The 25,942-nt window shown below is 68.6% G+C and carries 22 protein-coding genes; 11 read left to right on the forward strand and 11 right to left on the reverse strand.

Annotation, left to right across the window (positions count from 1 at the left end):
• Positions 1-4: 4 nt before the first annotated feature.
• A complete protein-coding gene (locus tag DJ019_RS06225; protein WP_111275114.1) occupies positions 5-340 on the reverse strand; it encodes an STAS domain-containing protein in 336 nt (111 codons plus the stop codon).
• Positions 341-685: 345 nt separating this feature from the next.
• Here DJ019_RS06225 and DJ019_RS06230 point away from each other — a divergent pair, with 345 nt between their 5' ends.
• Together DJ019_RS06230 and DJ019_RS06235 are read left to right on the forward strand one after the other, a co-directional pair.
• A complete protein-coding gene (locus DJ019_RS06230) occupies positions 686-3,727 on the forward strand; it encodes a TonB-dependent receptor domain-containing protein (protein ID WP_111275115.1) in 3,042 nt (1,013 codons plus the stop codon).
• A gap of 213 nt (positions 3,728-3,940) precedes the next feature.
• Positions 3,941-6,898 carry a TonB-dependent receptor domain-containing protein gene (locus DJ019_RS06235; protein ID WP_165843910.1) on the forward strand — a complete coding sequence of 986 codons (2,958 nt, stop codon included), beginning with the start codon at positions 3,941-3,943 and terminating at the stop codon, positions 6,896-6,898.
• 102 nt (positions 6,899-7,000) lie between these two features.
• On the opposite strand, the gene DJ019_RS20905 is transcribed toward DJ019_RS06235, so the two are convergent.
• Entirely contained in the window at positions 7,001-7,171 is a 171-nt protein-coding gene (locus DJ019_RS20905) for a hypothetical protein (RefSeq protein ID WP_165843911.1), read from the reverse strand.
• On the opposite strand from DJ019_RS20905, the gene DJ019_RS06240 reads away from it, so the two are divergent.
• Positions 7,170-10,301 carry a TonB-dependent receptor domain-containing protein gene (locus tag DJ019_RS06240; RefSeq protein WP_165843912.1) on the forward strand — a complete coding sequence of 1,044 codons (3,132 nt, stop codon included), beginning with the start codon at positions 7,170-7,172 and terminating at the stop codon, positions 10,299-10,301. The two genes, DJ019_RS20905 and DJ019_RS06240, sit on opposite strands and share 2 nt — an antisense overlap.
• Before the next feature lie 73 nt (positions 10,302-10,374).
• Here the strand turns inward: DJ019_RS06240 and DJ019_RS06245 are convergent, their stop codons facing one another.
• The 4 genes from DJ019_RS06245 to motA form a co-directional block, all read right to left on the reverse strand.
• On the reverse strand, positions 10,375-10,770 hold the full coding sequence (locus DJ019_RS06245) for a DUF6491 family protein (protein ID WP_240606385.1): 396 nt from the start codon (positions 10,768-10,770) through the stop codon (positions 10,375-10,377).
• A gap of 53 nt (positions 10,771-10,823) precedes the next feature.
• The gene (gene mnmC2, locus DJ019_RS06250) at positions 10,824-12,602 is read right to left on the reverse strand and encodes a tRNA (5-methylaminomethyl-2-thiouridine)(34)-methyltransferase MnmC2 (RefSeq protein ID WP_111275119.1); all 1,779 of its coding nucleotides are present in this window, start codon (positions 12,600-12,602) and stop codon (positions 10,824-10,826) included.
• Between the two features lie 70 nt (positions 12,603-12,672).
• Positions 12,673-12,912, reverse strand: a complete 240-nt coding sequence (locus DJ019_RS06255; RefSeq protein WP_111275120.1) for a hypothetical protein — start codon at positions 12,910-12,912, stop codon at positions 12,673-12,675.
• Between the two features lie 175 nt (positions 12,913-13,087).
• Entirely contained in the window at positions 13,088-13,957 is an 870-nt protein-coding gene (motA, locus tag DJ019_RS06260) for a flagellar motor stator protein MotA (protein ID WP_111275121.1), read from the reverse strand.
• A 109-nt stretch (positions 13,958-14,066) separates the two neighbouring features.
• Between motA and DJ019_RS06265 the strand changes: the two genes are divergently transcribed.
• Positions 14,067-15,389, forward strand: coding sequence for an MFS transporter (locus DJ019_RS06265; RefSeq protein ID WP_111275503.1), 1,323 nt, complete (start codon positions 14,067-14,069; stop codon positions 15,387-15,389).
• On the opposite strand, the gene DJ019_RS06270 is transcribed toward DJ019_RS06265, so the two are convergent.
• The gene (locus DJ019_RS06270) at positions 15,386-16,696 is read right to left on the reverse strand and encodes a lytic murein transglycosylase (protein WP_111275122.1); all 1,311 of its coding nucleotides are present in this window, start codon (positions 16,694-16,696) and stop codon (positions 15,386-15,388) included. The two genes, DJ019_RS06265 and DJ019_RS06270, sit on opposite strands and share 4 nt — an antisense overlap.
• 142 nt (positions 16,697-16,838) lie before the next feature.
• On the opposite strand from DJ019_RS06270, the gene ykgO reads away from it, so the two are divergent.
• From ykgO to DJ019_RS21155, 3 genes are all read left to right on the forward strand, one after another.
• Positions 16,839-16,964 (forward strand): type B 50S ribosomal protein L36, encoded by a 126-nt coding sequence (gene ykgO, locus DJ019_RS06275; protein WP_012523667.1) that lies wholly within the window; start codon positions 16,839-16,841, stop codon positions 16,962-16,964.
• A gap of 10 nt (positions 16,965-16,974) precedes the next feature.
• Positions 16,975-17,577, forward strand: coding sequence for an HAD family hydrolase (locus DJ019_RS06280; protein WP_111275123.1), 603 nt, complete (start codon positions 16,975-16,977; stop codon positions 17,575-17,577).
• A 141-nt stretch (positions 17,578-17,718) separates the two neighbouring features.
• Positions 17,719-18,369: a PEPxxWA-CTERM sorting domain-containing protein gene (locus DJ019_RS21155; protein ID WP_205854096.1), complete on the forward strand. Its 651-nt coding sequence runs from the start codon at positions 17,719-17,721 to the stop codon at positions 18,367-18,369.
• Positions 18,370-18,444: 75 nt separating this feature from the next.
• Here DJ019_RS21155 and folE read toward each other — a convergent pair whose 3' ends face one another.
• On the reverse strand, positions 18,445-19,035 hold the full coding sequence (folE, locus tag DJ019_RS06290) for a GTP cyclohydrolase I FolE (protein ID WP_111275124.1): 591 nt from the start codon (positions 19,033-19,035) through the stop codon (positions 18,445-18,447).
• A 129-nt stretch (positions 19,036-19,164) separates the two neighbouring features.
• On the opposite strand from folE, the gene gapR reads away from it, so the two are divergent.
• Both gapR and DJ019_RS06300 read left to right on the forward strand, forming a co-directional pair.
• The gene (gene gapR, locus DJ019_RS06295; protein WP_111275125.1) at positions 19,165-19,434 is read left to right on the forward strand and encodes a nucleoid-associated protein GapR; all 270 of its coding nucleotides are present in this window, start codon (positions 19,165-19,167) and stop codon (positions 19,432-19,434) included.
• Positions 19,431-19,751 (forward strand): hypothetical protein, encoded by a 321-nt coding sequence (locus DJ019_RS06300; protein ID WP_111275126.1) that lies wholly within the window; start codon positions 19,431-19,433, stop codon positions 19,749-19,751. The genes gapR and DJ019_RS06300 overlap by 4 nt, the downstream gene beginning before the upstream one ends.
• Here the strand turns inward: DJ019_RS06300 and DJ019_RS20755 are convergent.
• The 3 genes from DJ019_RS20755 to yczE all read right to left on the reverse strand — a co-directional run bounded on the left by DJ019_RS20755 (position 19,741) and on the right by yczE (position 22,229).
• A complete protein-coding gene (locus DJ019_RS20755; RefSeq protein WP_133255254.1) occupies positions 19,741-19,932 on the reverse strand; it encodes a hypothetical protein in 192 nt (63 codons plus the stop codon). The two genes, DJ019_RS06300 and DJ019_RS20755, sit on opposite strands and share 11 nt — an antisense overlap.
• 99 nt (positions 19,933-20,031) lie before the next feature.
• Positions 20,032-21,507: a sigma-54-dependent transcriptional regulator gene (locus DJ019_RS06305; protein WP_111275127.1), complete on the reverse strand. Its 1,476-nt coding sequence runs from the start codon at positions 21,505-21,507 to the stop codon at positions 20,032-20,034.
• 104 nt (positions 21,508-21,611) lie between these two features.
• Entirely contained in the window at positions 21,612-22,229 is a 618-nt protein-coding gene (yczE, locus tag DJ019_RS06310; RefSeq protein WP_111275128.1) for a membrane protein YczE, read from the reverse strand.
• 62 nt (positions 22,230-22,291) lie between these two features.
• On the opposite strand from yczE, the gene yczR reads away from it, so the two are divergent.
• Both yczR and DJ019_RS06320 read left to right on the forward strand, forming a co-directional pair.
• Positions 22,292-23,734: a MocR-like transcription factor YczR gene (yczR, locus tag DJ019_RS06315; protein WP_111275129.1), complete on the forward strand. Its 1,443-nt coding sequence runs from the start codon at positions 22,292-22,294 to the stop codon at positions 23,732-23,734.
• A gap of 96 nt (positions 23,735-23,830) precedes the next feature.
• Positions 23,831-25,942, forward strand: a complete 2,112-nt coding sequence (locus tag DJ019_RS06320; RefSeq protein ID WP_111275130.1) for a PQQ-dependent dehydrogenase, methanol/ethanol family — start codon at positions 23,831-23,833, stop codon at positions 25,940-25,942.

Below are 25,942 nucleotides of genomic sequence, written 5' to 3' on the forward strand. Positions count from 1 at the left end.
CCGATCAGATGTCGGACTCGACGCTGTCGGCGATCTTGAAAAGCTTGTCGTAGCGGCTGATCGCGAGGATCTCGCGCATCCGCGCGTTGGGGGCGGCCAGGGTGATCGCCACGGTTTCACCCGCTTCCCGCCGGGCGATGGTGAGCGCGCGAAGGCCGCGCGACGACATGTAATCGAGGCCGGAGAGGTCCACGACGAGGGGCGCGCCATTGGCGGCGGCTTCCTTGACCGCGGCCGTCAGGTGTCCCGTGAAGGCTTCCCAGGTCGTCTCGTCCACGCGGCCCGCGGGGACCCCGACCACCCGCCCGCTCTCCACCGAAACCTGCCAGCGCAAGTCCATAAATCCCCCCCAGGCGCTACGCGCAGGCTTCGAACACCCCGAACGAAGGTCCGCGAACCTCCAAAGTGAATGCGTCCGCCGCGACCGCGCAACAGGATTCGCGTCGGACGAAAGCGTCCTCCACCGCGACGATGCTCGTTGAGGTAGCAAGGTGACGCTTGCGTCACTTTCGAAGAACGTCGGAACGCGAACATTCCCTTACGGCACAATGTGTTGCGTCAGTGTCGCGATCACGGGCCGGCGTTGGGCGAACGACGTAATTTGTGTAGCCTGCGTGAAATAAACGCCCTCTTATCCCGCTACTCAGGCCGGCCCACCACAGAGGCTGCCGAGGGGAGGAAAGTGATGAGAAGAGGCAGATTCTTCTGCAGCGCGTCCGCTATTGCGGCGCTGGCGGCGGGTGGCGTGGCCACGCAGGCGCATGCCCAGGCCGCGCAGGCGGCCAACCAGGCGGGGCCGACCGAAATCGGCGAGGTGGTGGTCACCGGCTCGTTCATCCGCGGCACGCCGGAGGACGCGGCGTTGCCGGTCGATGTCATCAGCCAGGAGGATCTGGAGAAACAGGGCTCCCCATCGACTCTGGAGATGATCAAGAACCTGTCGGTTTCCAGCGGCGTGCTGGGCGACACCAACCAGTTCGACACGCGCGCGCAGGGGTCCGAAGGCTCGGGATCGATCAACCTGCGGGGCCTGGGCGCGGCGCGCACCCTGGTGCTGCTCAACGGTCGCCGCATGTCGCCCAACCCGTTCGGCCAGGCGGGCGCCGGCATCGTCGACACGAACACCCTGCCGCAGGCCGCGATCGGCCGCGTGGAGATCCTCAAGGAAGGCGCGGCGGCCACCTATGGTTCGGACGCGATCGGCGGGGTGGTCAACTTCATCACCCGCAGCAACTTCAATGGCCTCGAGCTGGGCGGAAGCTACAGCCTGATCGACGGCTCGAAGGGCAACTACGAAACCTCCGCGCTCTGGGGGAAGACCTTCGACAACGGCAACATCCTGCTGAGCGCGGGCTGGCAGCATCGCTCCGAGCTAAAGGTCACCGACCGGAGCTGGGCGTCGCGTCCGTTCACCGAGAACCCCGAGGGTGGCTGGTCCGGCGGCAGCTCGGTGACGGGCTATGTCCCGATCGCTCGCAATGCGGCCGGGACCTGGGTCCCGATCGGCACGTCGACGCCAGGTGTGCTGGGGGCCGTGGACGTGGGCTGTTCCGCCCTGGGCGGCATCCCGGTGCCGGGCGCCATCCAGTCGTGCCGGTTCCACTATACCGACTACGACAACATCGTTGAGATGGAGAACAGATACCAACTCTACGGCGAGGCCAATTTCGATCTGAGCGAGAACCACAGCTTCCATATCGAGGCGCTGTGGGCGAAGACCGACATGCCCAACTGGAAGACTTCGCCGTCCTACCTCTCGCTGCAGACACCGACGGCGACGACCAATCCGACCGTGGGATCGCTGACGCCGGGCGTGCTGCTTGGCTGGTTCGTGCCCTCCAACAACCCCGGCTTCATCGCGTATCAGGCCGCCAACCCGGGGGCGATCCCGGCGGCGGCGCAGGGCGTGCACATCCCAGGCGTGCTCTACCGGCCGATCTCGTTCGGCGGCAATCCCATCTTTGGTCCGCAGAACGAGGGCTCGTCCGAGGGGCTGCGCCAGTATGAGGCCTACCGCGTCTCCGGCGGCTTCAAGGGCGACCTCGGCATCTGGGGCATGGGCTATGACGTCGCCCTGACCTACGGCCAGGAAGTCGCCCGGCGGACCGGCTACGACACGGTCGTCTCCCGCCTCCAGCTCGCGCTACGGGGCTTCGGCAGCCTGGCGTCCGACCCCGGCGGGTGCACCGCCGCCGAGACGGCGAACTTCACGACCAACGCCGGGAACGCCGCCCTCGGCTGCCACTTCTTCAATCCGTTCTCGAACGGGGTGCAGGCCAACCAGATCACCGGGCAGACCAACCCGTCGTTCAACTCGGCGCTGGTCAACAATCCGGACCTGATCCGCTGGTTCTTCCCGCAGGTCGCGACAAAGCAGACGGCGCGCCTCGTCGTCGCCGATGCGGTGCTGAACGGCGAGACGGGCATCGCCCTGGGGGGCGGAAACGTCGCCTGGGCCGCGGGCATGCAGTTCCGCCGCGACATGTTCGACTCCCAGTACAGCGCGCTCAACGACATCAACGTCACGCCCTGCATCGATACGCCCGTGACGGGAACCACGTCGTGCGCCGTGCGCAACGGCCCCCTCGTCTTCCTGGGCACGGGCGAGGAACAGGAGCTGAGCCGGAACGTCTGGGCCGGATTCGCGGAACTGGCCGTGCCGATCACCGACGACATCCAGGTCCAGCTCGCGGTGCGCTACGAGGACTATGAGGCCGTGGGCTCGACCGCCAACTACAAGGCGACGGCCCGGTGGCAGATCGTCGACTGGCTGGCGATCCGCGGATCGCTGGGCAGCACCTTCCGGGGGCCGCCGCTCACCTCGCTCACGAACTCCAGCGTCACGGGTCTCAGCTTCATCGCGGGCTCCTTCCGGGCGATCGACTTCTTCGGCAACCCGAACCTGGACGCCGAGACGGCGGATACCTACTCGGTGGGCGCGATCGTCAACGTCGGGCGCTTCAAGGCGACCGTCGACTACTGGCGGTTCGATTTCAGCAATCCGATCGTCGGCGAGCCCTCGGGGTCGATCGTGAACACCATGTTCCCCGCCGGCCTGGCGGTCACGGATCCTAGCCACCCCTGCAACAGCGCCTCGTTCGCCGGCCTGAAGTCGCGCTTCACCTTCCAGGGCGCCTGCGCCACGGCCAACATCGCGCGGGTCCGGACCCAGGTCGTCAACGGGCCGGCGGTGAAGACCTCCGGCATCGACGTCCTCGCCAACTACGATTTCGGCGACGTCTTCGGCGGCGAGCTCCGGGTCGGCGGCTCTGCGACCTATACGCTCGAGTACAAGATCGGAGACTTCCAGGTGGAAGGCGTCGTGGTCGAGCGGGCTTATGACGCCGCCGGGTTCCTCAACTATCAGCTTTCGGCGACATCGCTGCCGGAGTGGAAGGGGTCGGCCTTCGTCGAATACTCCCGCGGACGCCACAACCTCCGTTTCACGCTCAACTACATCGACTCCTACAAGGATCAGCGCGCCTCGATCCTGGTTCCCAATCCGGTCAGCGGCCAGGTCGTGACCAAGGGGCAGACGATCAAGTCCATGGTCCTTGCCGAGCTCGACTATCGCGTCGAGCTGCCGTGGGACACCACGGCGACGCTCTCGGTGGACAATCTGTTCGACGAGGATCCGTCGTTCGCGCGGCTGGACCTCAACTACGATCCGTTTACCGGCAATGCGCTCGGCAGGACGTTCAAGCTGAGCGTGAAGAAGCGCTTCTGACGGATCCGCTGTAACCCAGAATGAGCGAGCGCCGCCGGTCCGCCGGCGGCGCTTTCGCTTACGGCGTAAGGGTTTGTCGGTTTTGAAACACCGGTGTTTTTGCAAACGCCGGTATCTTTTTTTGACGGACCAGTGGATCATGAGGCGATCCCGGGAGCGGACCCGCGCAGTCAGATGCGGGCCGTGGCCGCGGGAGGGGAAGGAACACAATCCATGAACACACGCAGTCTGTACTGCGGCGGCTCCCTCGTGGCCGTCGCCTTCGCAATGGGCCTGGCCTCGCCGGCGGCCGCCCAGGACGCCTCCGTCGTCGAGGAAGTCGTCGTCACCGGTTCGTTCATCCGCGGCACGCCTGAAGACGCCGCGCTGCCGGTCGAAGTGATCGGCACCGACGAACTCCAGCGTCGGGGCTCGCCCAACACCATCGAGCTCATCAAGAGCCTGCCGGTCAGCGGCCCTGTGCTCGGCGACACCAACCAGTTCTCGACCACCGCCCAGGGCCAGGTCGGCGCTGGCACGATCAACCTGCGCAGCATCGGCAGCCAGCGGACGCTCGTTCTGGTCAACGGCCGGCGCGTCACGGTCTCGGCCGGCGCCGGTTCGGGCGGCGTCGACACCAACCTGCTGCCGGTCTCGGCCATCGGCCGGGTCGAGGTGCTGAAGGACGGCGCGGCCGCGACGTACGGTTCGGACGCCATCGCCGGGGTCGTGAACTTCATCACCCGCAAGAATTTCGATGGGCTGGAAGTCAGCGGCGACTACCGCCTCGTCGACGGATCGAAGGGCGACTACACGCTGAACGCCGTCTACGGGAAGTCGTACGACAACGCCGACATCCTGTTCTCGGCGGGCTACCAGCGCCGCTCTGAACTGAAGACCACCGACCGCGACTGGTCGTACCTGCCGTACCTGACCAACCCCTCCGGCTGGTCGGTGCTGGGCCAGCCCCCGTCCTTCCTGCCGCTCAGCGCGGCCGGCACGCCGACCGCGGGCGTGACGCGGGATCCGAACTGCGCCGCCGTCGGCGGTCACGTCGGGTTCTCGGGCGCGACCCCGGCCTGCTACTTCACCTATATCCCGTTCGACAACCTGATCGAGGACGAGGATCGCTACCACATCTTCGGTTCGGCCGACGTCGACCTGAACGAGGACACCAAGTTCCACGTCGAGGCCTACTGGTCGAAGACCGACATCCCGCACATGCGGTTCTCGCCGGCCTTCCCGCCGATCCAGGGCCCGAACGGTCCGGGCAGCGTCGGCGTCTTCTCGACTCCGATCAGCAACCCCGGCGCCCTCACGGCTCTGCAGCAGGCCGGCCTGTCGGCGGCGCAGATCGCGGCGACCAGCCGCATCTCGCTGACGCTCTTCCGTCCGCTCGGGGCCGGCGGCAACCCGCTCTATGACGACGGCGGCCAGGTCGGCTACCGCAACTACGAGCTCTACCGCGTGTCCGCCGGCCTGACGGGCAAGGTTCCGTTCGGCGGCATCGGCTACGACCTCGGCGTCACCTATTCGAAGACTGAGAACCGCCAGCACACCCCGGACATCTTCATCGACCGCCTCCAGCGGGCGCTGAACGGCCTGGGCGGCTTCAACTGCCGCACCAACACGCCGGGTCAGAACGGGTGCCTCTACTTCAACCCGTTCTCGAACGGCTACGCGGGCAATCCGTCCATCGGGGCCTCCAATCCGGGCTTCGTCCCGGCCAACGCCAACAGCCCTGAGCTGCTCGACTACCTGTTCGAGCGCGGCTCGGAGACCAAGAACACCCAGGACCTCTTCGTCGTCGACCTGGTGTTCAACGGCGAGCTGCCGATCGAGCTGCCGGGCGGCGCGATCGGCTGGGCGGCCGGCGGCCAGTACCGGACGCAGGAGTCGTCGGTCGAGTACCGCAGCCCGTTCCAGGACGTCCGGGTCAACCCGTGCCCCGTTCCGGGGGTGACGACCTGCGCTCTGGCGACCGGTCCGTACATCTTCCTCGGCCAGGGCGTGCCCTCGCAGCTCGAGGATTCGGTCTACGCCTTCTTCGCTGAAACCAATCTGCCGATCACCGACACGATCAACGCCCAGGCGGCGATCCGTTACGAGGATTACGGGGGCCTGACGGGCTCCACCGTCAATCCCAAGGTGGCCCTGAAGTGGCAGCTCACCGACGCCTTCGCCCTGCGCGGCTCGGTCGGCACCACCTTCCGCGGCCCGACGCCGGGGAACCGGTCGGCGAGCGCCGTGACGGGCCTCAGCGGCATCCAGGCCGCGGGCAATAGCTTCAAGTCGGTCGACTTCACCGGCAATCCCGCGGTCGGCCCGGAAAAGGCGTTCACCTACAATGTGGGCGCCATCTTCCAGGCGGGCGGCCTGCGCATCATCGGGGACTACTGGCACTTCAACATCGAAGACCAGATCACCCAGGTGCCGGCCCAGATCGTGGCGACGGCGGTCGGCGGCGTCGGCAACGGCACGCAGATCGTCAACTGCTCCAGCCCGCTGCGCGACCTCATCACCTTCAACAACAACAACGCCTGCGTTCAGGGCGTGACGATCGGCAACGACATCCAGCGGGTTCGGTCCGACACCGTGAACGGCCCGCGCCTGAAGGTGACCGGCATCGACGGCAGCGTCGACTACAAGATGAACGACGTGATGGGCGGCGACGTCACCCTCGGCGTCTCGTTCAGCCGGCTGGTGAAGTACGACATCGGGGAGTTCGAGCTGAACGGCGTGTTCGTGTCCTCGGCCTATAGCGCCCTGGGCTTCACGAACTACGACCGCTTCCCGGGCACGGTGTCGAAGCTGCGTGGCGCGGCCTATGCCGAATACGCGCGCGGCGACCACAACCTGCGCCTCGACCTGACCTATGTGGGCGGGGCCACCGACAACCGCGGCCCGACCACGGTCCAGACCGGCTCGTCGACGAACTGCAACGTGGCCAACGCCCAGGCGGGCATCGCCACCAACTGCGCGCTCACGACGATCGGCCTCAAGGTGAAGGAGTTCTACACCTTCGACATGACCTACCGGATCCAGCTGCCCTGGGACACCACGGTCACCGCGTCGGTCTTCAACATCTTCGATCGCGACCCGTCCGCGGCGCGCCTGGAAGCGGGCTACGACCCCTTCATCGGCAACCCGTACGGCCGGTCCTTCAAGGTGGGCGTGCGCAAGAAGTTCTGATCGCGCCGCGACCTCAATCAACACTCTCGACGCCGCCGGGTCCGCCCGGCGGCGTTTTTCTTTGCCCGGCGGGTGTGGGCAAAATCCAACATTCGGTACGATTCATAAGTCCGGTACGCCTTCCCTAGCGTTATTTTGCTGGCGCAAACCGGTTTTTCTGCGGATCATCGGCCCGTCAGGGGTGACCGAATTTCCGCCCGTCAGAGGCGGACGGCCCCTGCGGGAGGAAATATTGATGACGAAACGCAGGTATTTCTGCAGCGGATCCGCCATGGCTGTCGTCCTGGCGGTAGGCATGGCGGCGCCGGCCGCCGCGCAGTCCCAGGCCACCACGACCAACGAGATCGAAGAAGTGGTCGTGACCGGCTCCTTCATCGCGGGTACGCCGGAGGACGCCGCGCTGCCGGTGGACGTTCTGAGCGCTGAGGACCTGGAAGAGCAGGGCTCCCCGACCGTCGTCCAGCTGGTCAAGAACGTCACCTCCTCGCAGTCGGCCCTGGGCGAGAGCAACCGCTATAACGGCGGCGCCGGCACGGCGACGATCAACCTGCGCGGCTTCGGCGCCTCGCGCACCCTGACGCTGATGAATGGCCGGCGGCTCGCCGACAGCCCGGTGGCGGCGTTCCAGGGCGGCGGCGCGAACCTCAACTTCATTCCGACGGCTGCGGTCGGCCGCATCGAAATCCTCAAGGACGGCGCCGCGGCGACCTACGGTTCGGACGCCATCGGGGGCGTCGTGAACTTCATCACCCGCAAGGACCTGAGCGGCTTCGAGGTCGACGGCGAGTATTCGTTCATCGACGGATCGAAGGGCGACTACCGGCTGGACGGCGCCTGGGGCAAGCAGTTCGACAACGGCAACGTCCTGCTGACCGCCGGGTACCGCCATCGCTCGCGCCTCGACATCCACGATCGAGACTGGGCCATCCGCTCGTTCGACTTCGGCGGCTATGCGGGCGCCGGCGGCTGGACCGGCGCGTCGAACCCTGGCCTGTTCCTGGCCGGCGCCAACCTCTTCCGCGACAATGGGTGCGAGGAGCTGGGCGGCACGCTGACCAACAACGTCACGTTCCAGAACCCGCTGGCTGGCACACTGGGCCAGGGCGCCACGGCCACGGTCGCTGTCCCGACCGGCGCCCAGAATCCGGCCGCCAGCAACTCCACCTGCCGGTTCCAGTTCTCCAACTTCAACGACCTGGTGAACGAGGAAGACCACTATCAGCTATATGGCGAGGTCAACTTCGACCTCTCGGAGAACATGTCGTTTCACGGCGAGGTCGCCTGGACCAAGAACGACACGCCGCTCCAGCGCATCTCGCCAGCCAACCTGACCGCCCAGTATCCCTCACCGGTCTCGGTGGGCGGCACCTCGTTCTCGCCGACGGCGCCGAGCGGGCCGAACTTCTCGGTCCCCTATAACATCCCGGCGAACCACCCGGGGCTCGTGGCCCTGCTCAACAGCTGCGCCGCGCCGCTGACCGCCGCCCAGTGCGCGGCCGTGCGCGCCACGGCCAACAGCGCCGCCGGCGCCCAGCCCGGCGCGCCGCTGGGCGCTCGCGGCGTCGATATCGTTCAGCTCGGCTGGCGGGCCATCGCCTTCGCGGGCCACCCGCTCAACCCCGACAAGGCCGACCACCAGTCGATCCAGAACGATGCGTTCCGGATCTCGGGCGGCTTCAAGGGCAAGGTGTTCGGGAACATCAACTACGACACCTCCCTGACCTACATGGAGCAGAAGAACACCTCGAATACGAACGATCTTCTGGTTCGCAATATCCAGCTCGCGCTGCGCGGCTTCGGCGCCAAGGCGGACGATCCGGGTGGCTGCACCGCCGCCGAGACGGCCAACTTCACCTCCGGCGCCGGCAACGCGGCCCTGGGCTGCTACTACTTCAACCCCTTCACCAACGGCATCGCCACCAGCGCCGTGAACGGGGCGGCGAACCCGTTCTTCAACTCGGCCGTCGCCAACGACCCGCAGGTGGTCGCCTGGCTATACGGCAACTACACGAACGTCCTGACCAACAAGCTCCTGGTGGCCGACGTCGTGTTGTCCGGCGAGAGCGGCATCGAGCTCCCAGGTGGGCCGGTGGCCTGGGCCGTGGGCGCGCAGTACCGCTACACCCAGGAAGTCCGGAAGTACGGCGCGCTGTTCAACTCGGACGAAAATCCCTGCCCGGACCGGGCGTCGTGCGCCGACGAAAGCGGCCCCCTGCAGTTCTTCGGCTCCAACACCGACCGGGACGACGACGCCAACGTGAAGGCGATCTTCGCCGAACTGCAGTTCCCCGTGACGGATGCGGTGAACGTCAATTTCGCGATCCGGCACGAGGACTACCAGGGCGCCATCGGCTCCACGACCAACCCCAAGGTCGCGGTGAAGTGGCAGGTGGTCGACTGGCTGGCCCTGCGCGGCACGGCCAGCACGACGTTCCGGGCGCCTGGACCGGGCCTGGTTGGGAATAACTGCAACAACGGCGTGCGCGTGCTGGGCAGCGCCTATCGCGCATTCCAGAGCTGCGGCAATCCCGACCTGAAGCCCGAGAAGGCCGATACCTTCAACCTCGGCGCCATCGTCGAGATCGGCGGGTTCTCGGCCACGGTCGACTACTTCAACTTCAAGTTCAAGGAAGAGCTGATCGAGGAGAGCGGCGCCCGCCTCTACGCGACCATGTTCCCCGGTGGCTCCAGCGCCAACTGCAACAACCCGGCGTTCGCCGCCCTGCAGGCGCGCTTCACCTTCGCTGGGACGTGCGGGGCAGGCAATGTGGCGCGTCTCCGGAGCTTCGTGATCAACGGTCCGACGACGGATACGTCCGGTCTCGAGTTCCGCGCCCAGTACGACTGGGACGGCTGGTTCGACGGCCGCTGGGCGGTCGGCGGCGAGGCCACCTACCTGATCGAGTACAAGCGCGGCGCGGTGACCATGCGTGGCGCCGATATCGCGATCTCGCCGGCGGAAGACCGCGCCGGGCTGTCTGACCTGATCAACGACTTCTTCTCGTACCCGGAACTGAAGGCAAACGCTTTCGCCGCGTTCGTGAAGGGGCCGCTGTCGGTGCGCTGGCAGACCCGCTTTGCGGAAGGCACCTCCCCGGCCTTCGGTTCGCCGCTGTTCGTGACCGTGCCCAATGCCGGCGCGACCACCACGGCGGCCGGTTGCGCCGGGGCCTCGACGTCCTGCGCCGGGCGCGATCTCGTGCCGGTCGGCAAGTCGAAGAACTTCTGGCAGCACGACCTCATCGTGCGGTGGGAAGCGCCCTGGGACTCGGTCATCACGGCCAGCGTCCAGAACATCTTCGACAAGGACCCGCCCTACGCGCCCAGCCAGTACAACTACGACTACACCTCGGGTAACCCGCTGGGCCGGGTGATCGAGATCGGCGTCAAGAAGCGCTTCTGACCTCGAAGACGCGACAAGCGTGCGGGGGGCGTCGGGCGACCGGCGCCCCCTTCGCGTTCACGCGCCCAGGGCGTCAGGGCCGCGCCTTCTTGGGCAGGGCCTTGATCTCCTCCGGTGTGAGCTTGCGCACCGTCTTCACCGCGCAACGCTGCGGGCCGATGGGGCTGGGCGCGATGATCTCGGCGTCCAGGCCGCTGCAGATGTGCGAGCCGCCACGGGACCGGACGGCGATCCGATTGCTCCAGTCGACGTCCGTGCAGCGGCCGAGCATCTCAAGGCGCCACACCTCCTTCACCCCGACGCGCAGATAGACGGTGCGATCGTCGTCGGAGGCGAAGTTGGTCACCCGGTCCGTCCAGAAGCACTCCCGTGGCGCCTTCGCCGCTTCGGGCGGTGTCTTGGCCGCGGCCGGCAGGGCATAGGCCACCAGTGCGGCGGCGCCGAGGGAGAGGGAGTTTCTCATACGCATCGTCAGATCCCGTTGCCCCGGGGAGCCCCTTGGAGACTATACGGGCGATCGGCCTAGCTGGAAGCGCCCCGCCGCGCCGCGCGCCGGGCGAAGCGATCGGGCGCCACCAGATCGGCGGCGGCGGCGGTGATCGGGGACGGCGCTTCCAGGGCCAGCGCCGCAAGGTGCTCGGCCAGCAGCGGGGCGAGCGAAAGGCCCCGCGACCCGAGGCCCGTCAGGGCGAACAGTCCGGGCGCGAGCTGGCCGGCGACAGGCAGGCGGTCGGGCGTGACCGCGCGGATCGAGGCGCGGCCTTCGAGCGCCGCATCGGCGATCCGGGCCGCGAGCTCCGGAAGCGCCGCCCTGAGGGTCTCCCGGTTTCTCTGGTGATCGCGCGGGCGCACCTCGGCGCCCTCATCGTCCCGGTCATGCGTCGCGCCGAACAGGAGACCGCCGTCCAGCGGCAGGACGTAGCCGCCCCAAGCCGCGGCAGGACCGGACGTTCCGTCGCGCGTCCAACTCGCCTGGCCCCGCACCGGCTGCAGGGGAAGGTCCGGAGCCAGCCGGCGGGAGTTCAGCGCGGCGGCCAGGACGACGGCGTCGACCTCGACAATCGTACGGCCGTCGTGGTCGATCAGTCGCCAGCCGTCACCCGGCGCCAGCGCGGCCACGGCCGCCCGCGTCGGCTGGCCGACCCAGGCCTGCAGGATGGTCTCCGGGCGCACGACCTGGGCGGAGGTCTGGTCCAGCGCGTGGGGCGCTACTTCATGGAGCCGGCGGCTGGATTCCTCGGGAGCCAGCATGGCGAGCGCGCCGGGCTCGAACGCATCCGAATCCACGATACGTGAGAAGCGGTCGACGTCGCGGGGCTCCGGGGCAAGTTGCAGCACCCCCTGGTGGATCACCGCGCCGGGAACGCCGGCGTAGAGCTGCGTGGCGCGCGCGAAGGCCTGGGCGAACAGGCGGGCCGCCTCGCCCAGACCTGCATCCAGCCGTGGGGTCACCAGGCCGGCGGGGTTCCCCGATCCTCCGGCGCCGGGCCTGTCGGCCTCGACCACGATCGGCTCGTCCCCGAGTGCGCGGATCGCACGCGCCAGGGAAGCCCCGGCGATGCCGGCCCCGACCACGGCCACGCGCCGGCGGGGCGCATCGTGTGCGGCGCCCGGCATGCGGGCTTCCAGGCGTTCCCGCTTGCGGCCGAAGCCTGGGCGCTTCTCGACGGCGAACCCGGCGGCGGCGAGGCCTCGGCGGACATGTCCGGCGACGGTGAAAGTGGCCGCGCGGGCGCCGGGCGCCGACCGCGCGGCCACCAGCCCCAGCACCTCGTCGCTCCACATCTGGGGGTTCAGCGCGGGCGAGAACCCATCCAGGAACCAGGCGTCGGCACTTCCCTGCCATCCCGACAGCGCCTCGGCGGCGTCCATCACGGCCAGGTCCAGCGTCGCGGAGAACTCGGGAAGGTCGACCCGGTGGCGGCCGCGCGCCCGGCCGGGCCAGCGGCGGACCAGCAGGTCCGCGATCTCCGACAGTTCCGGCCAGCGGGCGAGCGCCCGCGCCGCTTCATCCGCGGTGATCGGAAAGGCCTCGATCGAGAAGACATGGAGGTGAGCGTCCGCCGGGCGGCTCGTCCGCCACAGGTCGAGCAGGGCGGCGATGTTGAGGCCCGTGCCGAACCCCAGTTCCGCAACCACGAACCGACGCCGCCCGAGCCAGGCGTCAGGCAGGCCACATCCGTGCAGGAAGACGGCCCGGGTCTCGGCGAGACCGTCCTCGGCCGAGAAGTAGACGTCGCCGAACAGGCGTGAGCGGGGCTGGCCGTCCTCGGTCCAGGAAAGCGGGCTGTCCGCGCTCATCGGGAGATCTCAAAACGAAGAAGGGCCGCCCGAGGGCGGCCCTTCCGTAACGCGTAGCGCGTAGAGGCGCTTACTTCGCTTCCGGCGCGGCCGGAGCGGCAGCGGCGTCGGCGGCCGGAGCGGCAGCGGCGTCGGCAGCCGGAGCAGCGGCGGCGTCGGCGGCCGGGGCAGCGGCGGCGTCGGCGGCCGGAGCGGCTTCGGCCGGAGCGGCGGCTTCAGCGGCCGGAGCTTCAGCCGGGGCCTCTTCCTTCTTTTGGCAAGCGGCGAGGGCGAGCATCGCGGCGGCGGCGATCAGCAGTTGCTTGGTCATATCCCTGGTCCTCTGGTCGGTGTGTCAGGCGCCGGTCGGACATTCCCGCCGAACTGGATGGGAACAACCTCCCCCCGACGCAACGGCAGTGATACCCCTCACGAGGGCGTGATGACAAGACCAAAAGTCACGGACTTGTGATCACTTTTCCCCTGAAGGGCGATTGGGGTGGAGATCAGGCCTCGGTGGGAATGTTGGAGAGGGCTTCTTCCAGTTCCAGGAAGCTGGGCTGGGAGTCCGACGGCACGTTGCCGCGACCGATCTCGACCGAGATCTGGGCGGCGTTACCGTGCAGGTGAGCCACGAGCACGGCCTGGATGATGCGATAGAACGCGCCCTCCTCCTCGACCACTTCCTTCATGCGCGTGGCCATCGGGCCGACCATGCCATAGGCCAGGAACACGCCAAGGAAGGTGCCGACCAGCGCGCCGCCGATCATGCCGCCTAGCACTTCGGGCGGCTCGGTGATGGAGCCCATCGTCTTGATGACCCCCAGCACGGCGGCGACGATGCCGAGCGCCGGCAGGGCGTCGGCGAGGTTCTGCATCGCGTGGCTGGGCGCCAGGGCTTCGTGGTGATGCTTCTCGAGCTGCTTCTCCATGGCGTCCTCGACCTGGTGCGGGTCTTCGAGGTTCATGGTCATCATCCGCAGCGTGTCGCAGATGAAATCGATCGCGAAGTGGTCCTTCATGATCTTCGGGAAGCGGCTGAAGATCGTCGATTCCTTGGGATTCTCGATGTGGCTTTCCAGCGCGATGACGCCTTTTGACTTCATCGTCTTGGTGAGCAGGAAGAGCAGCGCGAGCAGGTCGCGGTAGTCCGACGCCTTCCACTTGGGACCGCCAAACACCTTGCCCATGCCGCCGCCGACGCCCTTGATGGTCGACATCGAGTTGGAGATCAGGAAGGCCGCGATGCCCGAGCCGCCGATGGCCATCATCTCGTGGGGCAAGGCGTGCAGGATCACGCCCATGTTGCCGCCAGCCAGGATGTAGCTGCCGAACACCATGCCGAACAGCAGCACGAGACCGATTATCTGGAACATGGACTCCCCCGGGGACGCGCCGGGAGAATGGCCGTTAATGCTTAATCCTCGGTGAGCGCGCGGCTGCGGCGCAATTGCCGCGCCGCCGGAACGCCCTTAAGCGATGGGCATGGCCACTTCCGCGGCCGGCGCGCTGCCCCGGCGGTCCTTTGCGATCATCTTCGCCGTGTCCATGGCGACGGCCATGGGCAATACGGGGCTGATCTCCGTGCTGCCGGCCATCGGCCGCTCGATCGGCATCCCCGACGCGATGGTCTCGGCCATCTTCTCCCTGTCGGCGCTCCTCTGGGCGGCCTCGTCCCCAGGATGGGCGCGGGCCTCCGATCGGCACGGGCGCAAGCCGCTGATGATGGTGGGCCTGGCGGGCTTCATGGTGTCGATGACCTTGTGCGGCGTGGTGGTCAGTGCGGGGCTCCGCCATCTGGCGGCGCCGATGGTCATCTTCGTGCTCTTCCTGCTGGCGCGGGCGCTGTTCGGTCTCTTCGGCGCGGCGAGCAATCCGGCGACCCAGGCCTATGTGGCCGAGCGCACGCCGCCCGAGGGGCGCACCCAGGCGATGGCCAGCCTGGCCGGCGCCTTTGGCATGGGCACGGTGATCGGACCGTTCCTGGCGCCCCTGTTCATCCTGCCGGTGGTGGGCCTGGCGGGGCCGCTCTTCATCTTCGCGCTGATCGCCCTGGCCATGCTGTTCGTGGTCTGGCGCTGGCTACCCGACCAGCGGGTGGCCGCCGAGGCCCAGCGTCCCCGCCGGCCGGTGGTCGGCGGCGCGGCGAAGGAGCGGCCGATGTGGCGCGACCCGCGCATCACGCCATTCCTGGTCTACGGGTTCATCGTCGCCACCTGCCAGACGGCCCAGGCGCAGACCCTGGGCTTCCTGATCATCGACAAGCTGGGCAAGTCCCCGGCCGAGGCCCAGTTCTACATCGCCGTCGCCATGATGTTCGGCGCGGTGGCGGGGCTGCTGGCCCAGTGGGGCCTGATCCGGATGTTCGAGATGACGCCGCGCCAGCTCCTGCGCTGGGGCGTGGGGATCGCGGCGGCCGGCAACCTGATCGTCGCCCTGGCCCCTGCGAACGACATCGGCTTCTACACGGTGGTGACCGGCTACGCCCTGTCCAGCCTGGGCTTCGGCTTCGCCCGGCCCGGGTTCACCGCCGGCTCGTCCATCGCCGTCGGCATCGACGAGCAGGCCCGCGTCGCCGGCGCGATCGCCGCCGTGAACGGCATCAATGTGATCTTCGCGCCGGCCTTCGTCTTCCTCTACCAGCACTACGGCCCGCTGCCGTTCCTGCTCAACACTGCCCTCATGGGCTGGATGCTGGTCTACGCCTTCCGCAACACCGCCCTGAAGAACGCCGATCCCAAGCCCGCGACGCGGGAGGCGACGGCCATCGCCACGCTCGAGAAGAGCGACGAGGGCGGGACGGGTTAAGGCGCGGTAGCGGGCTTTGCGTCCGCCTCGGCCTTGAGCCGGCGCACCATGTCCGGCGACAGATAGCCGTCGGCGGTCAGGCCACGGGCCTTCTGCCACTCACGCAACGCCTTGCGCGTGCCCATGCCCACGACCCCGTCGGGCGCGCCCGGATCGAAGCCGAGGGCGGCGAGGGCGCGCTGGGCCGTCATGCGGTCGACCAGGGCCAGGGGCGTCTCCGCCGGCCAGGGGCGCGACAGGGGCGGCGCGCCGCCGATCCGGTCGGCCAGCAGACCCACACCCAAAGCGTAGGCGATGCTGTTGTTGTACTGGCGGATGGCGAAGTGGTTCGGGAAGACCAGGAACAGGGGCCCGCCGGCGCCGGCGGGCGCGATGAACTGGGCCTTGGCCGTGGCGTCGGCCGCCGACCAGACCTGGCCGTCGGCCCGGCGGACGCCCTTCTGCGCCCACCAGTCCGGCGTCTCCTGGGGACCCTCGGTCAGGCTGAAGTCGAAGCCCGCCGGCACGGTCACCTCGCGCGCCCAGCTCTGGCCACGGGCCCAGCCCGCCTTGGCCAGCAGGTTGGCGGCGGAGGCCAGGGCGTCGGGCGCCGAGCCCCAGATGTCGCGCCGACCGTCGCCGTCCTGATCGACCGCCGTGGAGAGGAAGGTGGTGGGGATGAACTGGGTTTGCCCCATGGCGCCGGCCCAGGAGCCCTTCAGGCGCGCGCGGGGGTGCTCGCCGGACTGGATGATCTTCAGCGCCGCGATCATCTCGCCCTCGGCCCAGGCGCGCCGGCGGCCCTGGGCGGCCAGGGTGGCCAGGGAGCGCAGGACGTCATTGTCGCCCTGGAGCGAGCCGAAGCCGCTCTCCAGCGCCCAGACGCCAAGCAGGATCTCGCGCGGCACGCCGAACCGCTGCTCGATGGCGCCGAACTCGGCCACGCTGGCGGCGCGGCGCTGGCCGATCGTCTGCCGGTCGGCGGTGACCACGCCCCGCAGGTAGTCGCCGATGGGCTTGGAGAATTCGGGCTGGCGGCTGTCGAGAGCCGCGACCCGCGGGTCGGGGCTGAGGCCGGCCATTTCCCGCCGCAGCACGTCCGGATCGACGCCCGCGGCCAGCGCGCGGCCCTGGAACTCGGAGGCCCAGGCGTCGAAGATCATGTCGCCCGAGGCCGTCGGGGGGGCGATGGAGGGCTGGGCGGCCGGCACGGCGGCCTGCGACGCCGCGGGCGCGGCGACGACGGGCGCGGGCGCCTGGGGCAGGGGCCGGGGCGGGGTGGCGCAACCGGACAGGACGAGGACGGGCACGAGGAGACTGCGACGCATCCGAATGAATCTAAGGCGCGTCGCCGGCCGACCCAATCACAACGGCGTCAGGCCGTCCGGTTGACTCAAGCGGGGCCTCCCCGTATATGCGCCCGCTCTTGTTCGCCAACCGGCCGCCCGCGGCCCGCTTGAAGATACGGTCATGAAGGTCAGAAGCTCGCTCAAGTCGCTCAAGACTCGCCACCGCGACTGCAAGCTCGTGCGCCGCAAGGGCCGGGTCTATGTGATCAACAAGACCGACCCGCGCTTCAAGGCCAAGCAGGGCTGAGAAACGGGGCGTGCCGAAGGCCCTGCTCTGGGACTTCGGCAATGTCATCGTGCGCTGGAACCCGCGCACGCTCTATTCCAAGATATTTCCTGATCCGGTCCATTGCGACCGGTTCCTGTCCGAGGTGTGCACCATGGAGTGGCACGCCCCGACCGACTGTGGCCTGACCTTCGCCGAAAACGTCGCCAGGCTCGCCGCCCTCCACCCGCACCACGAAGCCGAGATCCGCGCCTGGCACGAACGCTGGGACGAGATGTTCTCAGGGCCGATCGCCGAGACAGAGGCGGCCGTCGAGGCGCTGCACGCGCGCGGCGTCCCGCAGTACGGCCTCTCCAATATCAGCCATGAGACGTTCGACGCGACCGTGGCGATGAGTCCCGCGTTCGGCCGCCTGGCCGGGGTGGTGGCCTCGGGGTTCGAAGGCGTGATGAAGCCCGACCCGGCCATCTTCCGCCTCTGCTGCGAGCGCTTCGGCCTGGCTCCCGGCGATTTCCTCTTCGTGGACGACAGCGCCCGCAACATCGAGACCGCACGGGGGCTGGGCTTCGACGTCCACCACTTCACGGATCCGGCGACCCTGCAGCCCGCCCTCGAGGCGCGCGGGCTGCTCTGAGCGCGGCCGGAACCGTCCGGCCCCTCACCCAGACACAAACTGGCACGCCGTTCGCAGAGAGGGCTGCGAAGTAGCTGTGTTCTGTCTCAAACCTGTACGGGCTCCCTGAGCGGGGTTCGTCGCCAGAATTGGATCCTGACGATGCGTCTTACCCTCAGCGCCCTGCTCGCCACCGCCGCCGTGGTCATCGCCGCGCCCGCCTCCGCCGCGGTCGTCGTCACCCATGTGAGCGTCGGTGACCCCAACACCCTGCCGGCCGGCCAGACCCTGATCGCGGACTTCAACAACCCGGCCGACCAGGACGCCACCTTGGTGGATTTCGTCACCCTGACCCTCAACGGCGCGACCGTGGGCGTGAACGAAGGCGTGGGCGGCTACAGCGGGACTCTCCCGAACGATCCGACCAACTACCTGACCGTGCCGGGCGGCAAGTCGGCGACGTTCACCTCCACGCGCCTGATGTCGAGCTTCAGCCTCTACATGGGCTCGCCCGACACCTACAACTCGATCCGGTTCATCGGCGCCGGCTTCGACCAGACCATCAACGGGACGCAGATGTTCCAGGGCGACACCAGCCAGGCGTGGTCGTGGGGCAAGCGCATCAATTTCGACTTCGGCGACTACAAGGTCAGCCAGGTGATCCTGTCCTCGTCGTCCAACTCGTTCGAGGTCGATAACGCCGCGGCGAACTTCGCGGCGGTGCCCGAGCCGGCGACCTGGGCCTTCATGATCATGGGCTTCGGCGCCGCGGGCGCAGTCCTTCGCCGTCGCAACGCTCTCTCGCTCGCCTAGTCACTCTCTCCACTGGTCGAGCCCTGGGCCCCCCGTTTCCCCGGCGGGGGGCCGCTCCTTTTTCGGGAGCCGGCCTCAGTCCCCCTGGCGGACCAGGTCGAAGAACTCCTGCCGCGTCCGCGGATCATCGCGCACCGCCCCCAGCAGGCTGCTGGTGGTCAGGCGCGAGCCGGGCGTGTTGACGCCGCGCATGGTCATGCAGCTGTGTTCGGAGACGATCACCACCCCGACGCCCTTGGGGTTCAGGATGTCCTGGATCGCCTCGGCGATCTCGGCGGTGAGCTTCTCCTGGATCTGGAGGCGCCGCGCGAAGCCGTGCACCACCCGCGCCAGCTTGGAGATGCCCACCACCCGGTCGCTCGGCAGGTAGCCCACGTGGGCCTTCCCGAGGAACGGCAGCATGTGGTGCTCGCAGAAGCTGACCACGCGGATGTCCCGCAACAGGACCAGCTCATCGTAGCCGCCCACCTCCTCGAAGGTGCGCTCGAGATACTCGCGGGGATCGGCGTCATAGCCGGCGAAGAGCTCGCGGTAGGCCTTCACCACGCGGCGCGGAGTGTCCAGCAGCCCCTCGCGGTCGGGATCGTCCCCCGCCCATTCGATGAGCGTCCGCACGGCGGCCAATGCGTCGTCCTCGGTCACCTTCCGGCGGGTTTCGTCCGTCATGCGTCCTCCGCGTCCATCCGCCTCAACGGCTGGCATTTAGCCAAGGTTCAGGAGCGCGTGACAGCCCCCGACTCGGTGGGTAGGTTCCGCGCCTTTCCGACGACCCGCATCCAGTTTAAAGGCTTGGCCATGGCCGACGACGCTACCGCCCACTCCGACGTCCTGAACGCGACCGCCCAGGGCCAGCTGAAGAGCATCATCGAGCGCGTGGAGCGTCTCGAGCAGGAGAAGTCCGAGATCGCCGAGCAGATCAAGGAAGTCTTCGCCGAGGCCAAGGGCAACGGGTTCGACGTGAAAGTCCTGCGCAAGGTGATCCGCATCCGCAAGCAGGACCGGGCCAAGCGCCAGGAAGAGGAAGCGATCCTCGACCTTTATCTCTCGGCCATCGGAGAGATTTGAGCCGCAAGCCGCCCCTCTCGCCCTTCGAGGCCCGGAAGGCGGCAGCCAAGCGCGCCGCCCTCAACGCCCTGAAGCGCGCCCGGCGGACGGCCGACAAGGCCGGTGTGGAGCTCTCCGACTGGGAGGGTGAGTTCCTGGCGGAAGTGACCGACCGGGTGAAGACCTATGGACGGGCTTTCGGGGATCCTGAGAAGGGCTCGCCGGGCGAGGCGCTCTCGGTCCTGCAGAACGTGAAGCTCAAGGAGATCGCGGCCAAGGCGAAGGGCGAGAAGAAGCCGCTGGCGCGGCGGCCCTTCCGCCGGAAGGTCAAAGCGTAAGTACGGGCGCGCGGTGACGCGGTGCGGGCGCGCGGGGCGAAGGCTGGCCGGCGGCGCGGGCGCTCTGATCCAGCCAGTGCTGCGCCGCTTCCAGCCACTCCTGGCGGGCCGGCCCCTCGTAGTCGCGGGCCAGTCGTTCGCACTCGAACGCTTCCCGCCAGCAATATGCCATCCAGCTCATGCCGAAGATACGCGCGGGCCGGCGGCTCGGATGCAGGTTGGCGTGAAAAAAGTTTGCGATTTGCGTGTGTTAACGATCGGTAGCTGAACGGCCGTTCGTTCAGGCGGCCGCTTCCTCGGAATCCTCGGCGCCCTTCACCAGTCCATCCAGGCCCTGTTCGCGCACCTTGCGATAGAGGGTGGAGCGGCCGATGCCGAGGCGGCGGGCCACCTCGCTCATGTGGCCCGCATAGACCTCGATGGCGAGTTGGATCAGATCGCGCTCGATCTCCTCGAGGGTCCGCAGATGGCCACGGCCGTCGAGGATGCGAACCGGCTGTTCGCCGGCCGGGGCCGCGCTGGCGACAGCGTCGGCCTGGGGGCTTGGCGCGGCCTGGGGCACGTATTCCGGCGGGGGCGCGGCGATGCCTGAAATGGCCGGGAAATCGTGCGGTTGCAGATAGGGCGCGTCGGCGAGGACGATGGCGCGATAGACCGCGTTCTCGAGCTGGCGGACGTTGCCGGGCCAGTCGTGGGCGGTCAGGCAGGCCAGGGTCTCGGGGCTCGCGCCCACGACGGTCTTGCCTTCCTCCACATTGAAGCGGCGGACGAAGCAGTCGACCAGCGCCGGGATGTCTTCCTTCCGCTCGCGCAGGGACGGCGCCTCGATCGGGAAGACGTTCAGGCGATAGAACAGGTCCTCGCGGAACCGGCCCTCCTTCACCGCTTGCGACAGGTCGCGGTTCGTTGCGGAGACGATCCGCACGTCCACCTTGATGGAGCGTTTGGCGCCGACCGGGTCGATCTCGCTCTCCTGCAGCGCCCGCAGCAGCTTGACCTGGATGTCGAGGGGCAGTTCGCCGACCTCGTCGAGGAACAGCGTGCCGCCGTTGGCCTCCTGGAACTTGCCCAGGTGCTTGTCGGTGGCGCCGGTGAAGCTGCCCTTCTCGTGGCCGAAGAGGATGCTCTCGACCAGGTTCTCGGGAATGGCGCCGCAGTTGACCGCCACGAAGGGCTTGCCGGCGCGGTCGGACGAGCCGTGCACCGCGCGGGCGATGACTTCCTTGCCGACGCCGCTTTCGCCCGTGATCAGGATCGGGATCGAGGACTTGGCCGCCCGCTCGCCCAGCCGCTTGACCATCATCATCGCGGGCGAGCCGCCGATCAGGTCGTCGAAGGTGGTGCGTCCGGAGGCGTGTTTTTTCAGCCGGTCCACCTCGCCCTTCAGGGCGCCCATGGACAGGGCGTTGCGGATGGAGACGGTGATGCGTTCGGGGCTGGCCGGCTTCACGAAGAAGTCGCAGGCGCCGGCCTGCATGGCCTGGACCACGGTGTCGATCCCGCCCGTGGCGGTCAGCACGATCACCGGCTGCGAGAAGCCGCGCGCGCGCATCTCCTTCAGCGTGTCCTGGCCGGAGATTCCCGGCATCACGAGGTCCAGCAGGACCACGTCGACGGGCGCGCCGGCGTTGAGATGCTTGATCGCCTCGTCGCCATTCTGGGCGTGGGCGACGGCGAAACCGTCGCGCTCCAGGACCGCCTGGATCAGGCGACGTTGCGTGGGGTCGTCATCGACGACCAGGACCGTTTTGGCCATTTGAAAACACCCACCCGACTGGACGCCCGCCGTTCTGGCGGACCCTCGTTCTTGTCTCCCTTTGGAACATGGGAGGGGTAAAGGCGGGGTTTCGGAGAGCTGAGTCAGGGGTTAACGGCGGCCGTTTTCTGCGCCCGCCGGTTGTGCTCCGGAATCATGAAGAGGGGCAGGAAGGTCTGAACCAGGGGGCCGATGGCCAGGGCGTAGAGCACAGTACCGACGCCGACGGTTCCGCCGAGGAGCCAGCCCAGGACGAGAACGGCCAGCTCGATGCCGATGCGGACCAGGCGGATGGACCAGCCCGTCCGGCGCACCAGCCCGGTCATCAGCCCGTCCCGTGGCCCCGGACCCAGGCCGGCGCCGATGTACATCGCCCCGGCGATCCCGTTCAGCGCCACGCCGCCCAGCAGGAGACCGACGCGGACGGCGAAGTCCTCGACGGCGGGAAGGATCATCATCGTCAGGTCCACCGACGTGCCGATGACGAGCACGTTGGCCACGGTTCCGACGCCCGGCCGCTGGCGCAGGGGAATCCACAGCAGGAGCACCACGGCGCCCACGAGATTCACCAGCATGCCGAACGACAGGCCCACGTGATGGGACAGGCCCTGATGGAAAACATCCCAGGGGTCGAGACCCAGTCCGGCCCGCAGCAGGAAGGCCATCGAGGCCCCGTAGAGATAGAGACCGATCAGGAGCTGGGTGAGGCGACGGATCATCATGGCCCAGCCAGATCGTCGAAAGTGGACCTGGAAAACAGTGCCAGTTGTGCGAGGGTGGCTCCATGAACGCCCGTCGCATCGGCCCCGCATCCCTCACCCGCCTCCTTGGCGCCTGGCGCGAGGGCCGGGGCGGTCCCGCCTATCGCCAACTCGCGGACAGCCTGCGCCTGCTGATCCTGGACGGCAGGCTTCCCCTGGACGTCGTGCTCCCCGGCGAGCGGGAGCTGGCGGCGACCCTGGAGGTCTCGCGCACGACCGTGACCGCGGCGCTAGCCCGCCTGCGCGACGACGGCTTCCTGGACCGCCGGCAGGGCGCCGGGGCCCGCACCCGACTGCCCAAGGGGCCGGGCGAGCGGGGGATGGCCAGCCTGATGGCCGGTTCGGCGTCGGAAGGCCTGATCGACCTGGCGTCCGCGGCTCCGCCGGCGGCGGAGGTGGTCCACGGCGCCTACGCGGCGGCGCTCAGCCAGTTGCCGGCTCACCTGCCCAATCATGGCTATGCGGCGCTGGGCCTGGCCGAGCTGCGGGCCGCCGTCGCCGATCGATACACGCGCCGGGGCCTGCCGACGACGGCGGACCAGATCATGATCACCAACGGCGCGCAGCACGCCTTCGCCCTGATGCTGCGCCTGACCTGCGGTCCCGGCGACCGGGTGGTCATCGATCACCCGACTTATCCGCATGCCATCGACGCCATCCAGCGCGCCTCTTGTCGGCCCGCGCCGGTCGGCCTGCCGGGCGAGGATTGGGACGTCGAGGGCGTGACGGCCGCGTTGCGGCAGAGCGGGCCGCGGCTGGCCTATTTCATCGCCGACTTCCACAACCCGACCGGCCGCTGGATGTCGCCGCAAAGCCGCTTCGCCATCGCCCAGGCGGCGGCCCGTTCGCGCACCACCGTGATCTTCGACGAGACCCTGATCGACCTGTGGCTCGATGCGCCGATCCAGCCCTATGCGTTCGAGGAGCCCGACGAGGGCCTTGTCCGGCTGGGGTCGATGGGCAAGAGCTTCTGGGGCGGCATGCGGCTCGGCTGGATCCGGGCCGACGTCCAGACGATCCAGGCCCTGGCGCCGCGCCGGGCGTCCATCGACCTCGGCACACCCCTGCTGGAACAGCTCGCGGCCGTCCACCTGATCGCCGGCGAGGAGACCTCCCTGGCGGCGCGACGCGACATGCTGCGGCATCGCCGGGGCGTGCTGCTCGACCTCGTCCGCGAGCGGCTGCCGGAGTGGAAGGTGGCCTCGCCCCCCGGCGGCCTGTCCCTGTGGGCCGAGCTGCCGGCGCCAGTGTCGACCTCCCTGGCGGCGACGTCCGAGCGGTTCGGCGTACGCCTGGCGGCGGGGCCGCGGTTCGGCGTGGACGGCGCCTTCGAGCGCTTCATCCGCCTGCCGTACACCCTGCCCCCGGAGACTCTGGCGGAAGCGGTCGACGGCCTGGCCGAGGCCTACGCGCGGCTGCGGCCGTCGCAGGCGCCGGCGCGGGCCAGCCTGGGCGCCATGGTCTGACGTCGGTTCCGCAGCGGCACGCTTGCGGCGGCGCCCAAGCCGCGCATAGTGCCGCCTGAACGCCGATCATCTGAAGAAATCGGCGGGGGAGGCGTCATGAAGTTCGTCCGTCTGGGCCTTGCGCTCGTCCTGGCCGCCACCGTGGCCGCGTGTCAGAAGGGCGAGAGCTCGGTCGACGCCAAGCGGCTGGAGGCCGCCGCCGGCAACGCCGAGTGGCTGTCCTATGGCAAGGACTACAACGAGCAGCGGTTCAGCCCGCTCGACAAGGTCAACACGGGCAATGTCGGCGAGCTGGGCCTGGCCTGGTTCGCAGAGTTCGACACCGACCGCGGCCAGGAGGCGACGCCGCTGCTGGTGGACGGCGTGCTCTACACGACCACGGCCTGGTCCAAGGTCTTCGCCTTCGACGCCAAGACCGGCAAGCAGCTCTGGAAGTACGACCCGGGCGTGCAGGGCTCGAAGGGCTTCGACGCCTGCTGCGACGTGGTCAACCGCGGCGCCGCGATCTGGAAGGGCCGGGTCTACGTCGGCACGCTGGACGGCCGCCTGGTGGCGCTGGACGCCAAGACCGGCAAGCCTGTCTGGTCGGTCCAGACCACCGACACCTCTAAGCCCTACACCATCACCGGCGCCCCGCGCGTCGTGAAGGACAAGGTGCTGATCGGCAACGGCGGCGGCGAGTACGGCGTCCGCGGCTACATCACCGCTTACGACGCGGCGACCGGCAAGCAGGTCTGGCGCTTCTACACCGTGCCGAACGCCACCGGCGCGCCCGACGGCGCGGCCTCGGACAAGGTGATGGCCGGCAAGGTCAACGCCACCTGGTCGGACGGCGAGTGGAAGAAGACCGGCGGCGGCGGCACGGCCTGGGACTCCATGGCCTACGACCCGAAGCTGGACCTGGTCTACTTCGGCATCGGCAACGGCAACCCGTGGAACCACAAGCTGCGGTCGGGCGGGAAGGGCGACAACCTCTTCCTCTCCTCGATCCTGGCCCTGAAGCCGGACACCGGCGAATACGTCTGGCACTACCAGACCACGCCGGCCGAGAGCTGGGACTACACGGCGACCCAGCACATCATGCTGGCCGACCTGAACATCGGCGGCCAGCAGCGCCAGGTGTTGATGCAGGCGCCGAAGAACGGCTTCTTCTACGTGATCGACCGGGCCACCGGTCAGCTCATCTCGGCCAAGAACTACACGAACATCACCTGGGCCTCGGGCGTCGACATGAAGACCGGCCGGCCGATCGAGAACCCGGCGGCGCGCTACCAGAACGCGGCGGTGCTGCAGGTGCCGGGCCCGCTGGGCGCACACAACTGGCAGCCGATGGCCTTCAACCCGAAGACCGGCCTCGTCTACATCCCGACCAACGTGACGCCGTTCGCCTACACCGACGACAAGTCGTTCGGCTACAAGGCCGGCGGCTGGAACGTCGGCGTAGACTTCCTGACCAACGCCCTGCCCACGGATGCGGCCACGATGAAGGCCATCACCGCCATGGTGAAGGGCCAGCTCGTGGCGTGGGATCCGGTTCAGCAGAAGGCGGTGTGGACCGTCGACCACCCCTATTTCTGGAACGCGGGCGTGCTCTCCACCGCCGGCGGCCTGGTCTTCCAGGGCGCCGCCCACGGGGAATTCGCGGCCTATGACGCGGCCAACGGCAAGCGCCTGTGGAGCTACAAGACCGGCAACGGGATCATCGCCGCGCCGATGAGCTATGAGCTGGACGGGGAGCAGTACGTGGCCGTCATGGTCGGCGTCGGCGGCGGCGGCCAGATCTCGGCGCCCGCCTCCATGCCCACGCGGCCGCGCCTGCCGGGACGGCTCCTCGTCTTCAAGCTGGGCGGCAAGGCGCAGGCCCCCGCGTTCCCGGAGCCGGCCGAACTGCCGGCCCTGGACCTGACGCAGATCAGCTCGACCGGCGACGTGAAGAAGGGCTTCGCCATCTTCCACAACAACTGTCAGGTCTGCCACGGCCCCAACGCTTCCGGCGCCTGGCTGCCCGACCTCAAGCGCTCGCCGATGCTGATGTCGGCCGACAACTGGAAGGGCGTGCTGATCGACGGAACCAGCGCCAGCCGCGGCATGGCCAGCTTCGCGCGCTTCCTCACGCCGAAGGACGCCGAGGACGTGCGGGCCTACGTGATCGACGAGGCGAAGAAGGCCCAGAGCGGCCAGGCCACCGTGGCGATGCCGATCGGGTAG

Origin of the sequence: Phenylobacterium kunshanense, assembly GCF_003254525.1 — a bacterium.
Taxonomy (GTDB): domain Bacteria; phylum Pseudomonadota; class Alphaproteobacteria; order Caulobacterales; family Caulobacteraceae; genus Phenylobacterium; species Phenylobacterium kunshanense.

Coding starts and splice junctions, on each gene's coding strand:
- DJ019_RS06225 (WP_111275114.1), bottom strand. CDS start 340: ATGGACTTGCGCTGGCAGGTTTCGGTGGAGAGCGGGCGGGTGGTCGGG.
- DJ019_RS06230 (WP_111275115.1), top strand. CDS start 686: ATGAGAAGAGGCAGATTCTTCTGCAGCGCGTCCGCTATTGCGGCGCTG.
- DJ019_RS06235 (WP_165843910.1), top strand. CDS start 3,941: ATGAACACACGCAGTCTGTACTGCGGCGGCTCCCTCGTGGCCGTCGCC.
- DJ019_RS06240 (WP_165843912.1), top strand. CDS start 7,170: ATGGCTGTCGTCCTGGCGGTAGGCATGGCGGCGCCGGCCGCCGCGCAG.
- DJ019_RS20905 (WP_165843911.1), bottom strand. CDS start 7,171: ATGGCGGATCCGCTGCAGAAATACCTGCGTTTCGTCATCAATATTTCC.
- DJ019_RS06245 (WP_240606385.1), bottom strand. CDS start 10,770: ATGCGTATGAGAAACTCCCTCTCCCTCGGCGCCGCCGCACTGGTGGCC.
- mnmC2 (WP_111275119.1), bottom strand. CDS start 12,602: ATGAGCGCGGACAGCCCGCTTTCCTGGACCGAGGACGGCCAGCCCCGC.
- DJ019_RS06255 (WP_111275120.1), bottom strand. CDS start 12,912: ATGACCAAGCAACTGCTGATCGCCGCCGCCGCGATGCTCGCCCTCGCC.
- motA (WP_111275121.1), bottom strand. CDS start 13,957: ATGTTCCAGATAATCGGTCTCGTGCTGCTGTTCGGCATGGTGTTCGGC.
- DJ019_RS06265 (WP_111275503.1), top strand. CDS start 14,067: ATGGCCACTTCCGCGGCCGGCGCGCTGCCCCGGCGGTCCTTTGCGATC.
- DJ019_RS06270 (WP_111275122.1), bottom strand. CDS start 16,696: ATGCGTCGCAGTCTCCTCGTGCCCGTCCTCGTCCTGTCCGGTTGCGCC.
- ykgO (WP_012523667.1), top strand. CDS start 16,839: ATGAAGGTCAGAAGCTCGCTCAAGTCGCTCAAGACTCGCCACCGCGAC.
- DJ019_RS21155 (WP_205854096.1), top strand. CDS start 17,719: ATGCGTCTTACCCTCAGCGCCCTGCTCGCCACCGCCGCCGTGGTCATC.
- folE (WP_111275124.1), bottom strand. CDS start 19,035: ATGACGGACGAAACCCGCCGGAAGGTGACCGAGGACGACGCATTGGCC.
- gapR (WP_111275125.1), top strand. CDS start 19,165: ATGGCCGACGACGCTACCGCCCACTCCGACGTCCTGAACGCGACCGCC.
- DJ019_RS20755 (WP_133255254.1), bottom strand. CDS start 19,932: ATGAGCTGGATGGCATATTGCTGGCGGGAAGCGTTCGAGTGCGAACGA.
- DJ019_RS06305 (WP_111275127.1), bottom strand. CDS start 21,507: ATGGCCAAAACGGTCCTGGTCGTCGATGACGACCCCACGCAACGTCGC.
- yczE (WP_111275128.1), bottom strand. CDS start 22,229: ATGATGATCCGTCGCCTCACCCAGCTCCTGATCGGTCTCTATCTCTAC.
- yczR (WP_111275129.1), top strand. CDS start 22,292: ATGAACGCCCGTCGCATCGGCCCCGCATCCCTCACCCGCCTCCTTGGC.
- DJ019_RS06320 (WP_111275130.1), top strand. CDS start 23,831: ATGAAGTTCGTCCGTCTGGGCCTTGCGCTCGTCCTGGCCGCCACCGTG.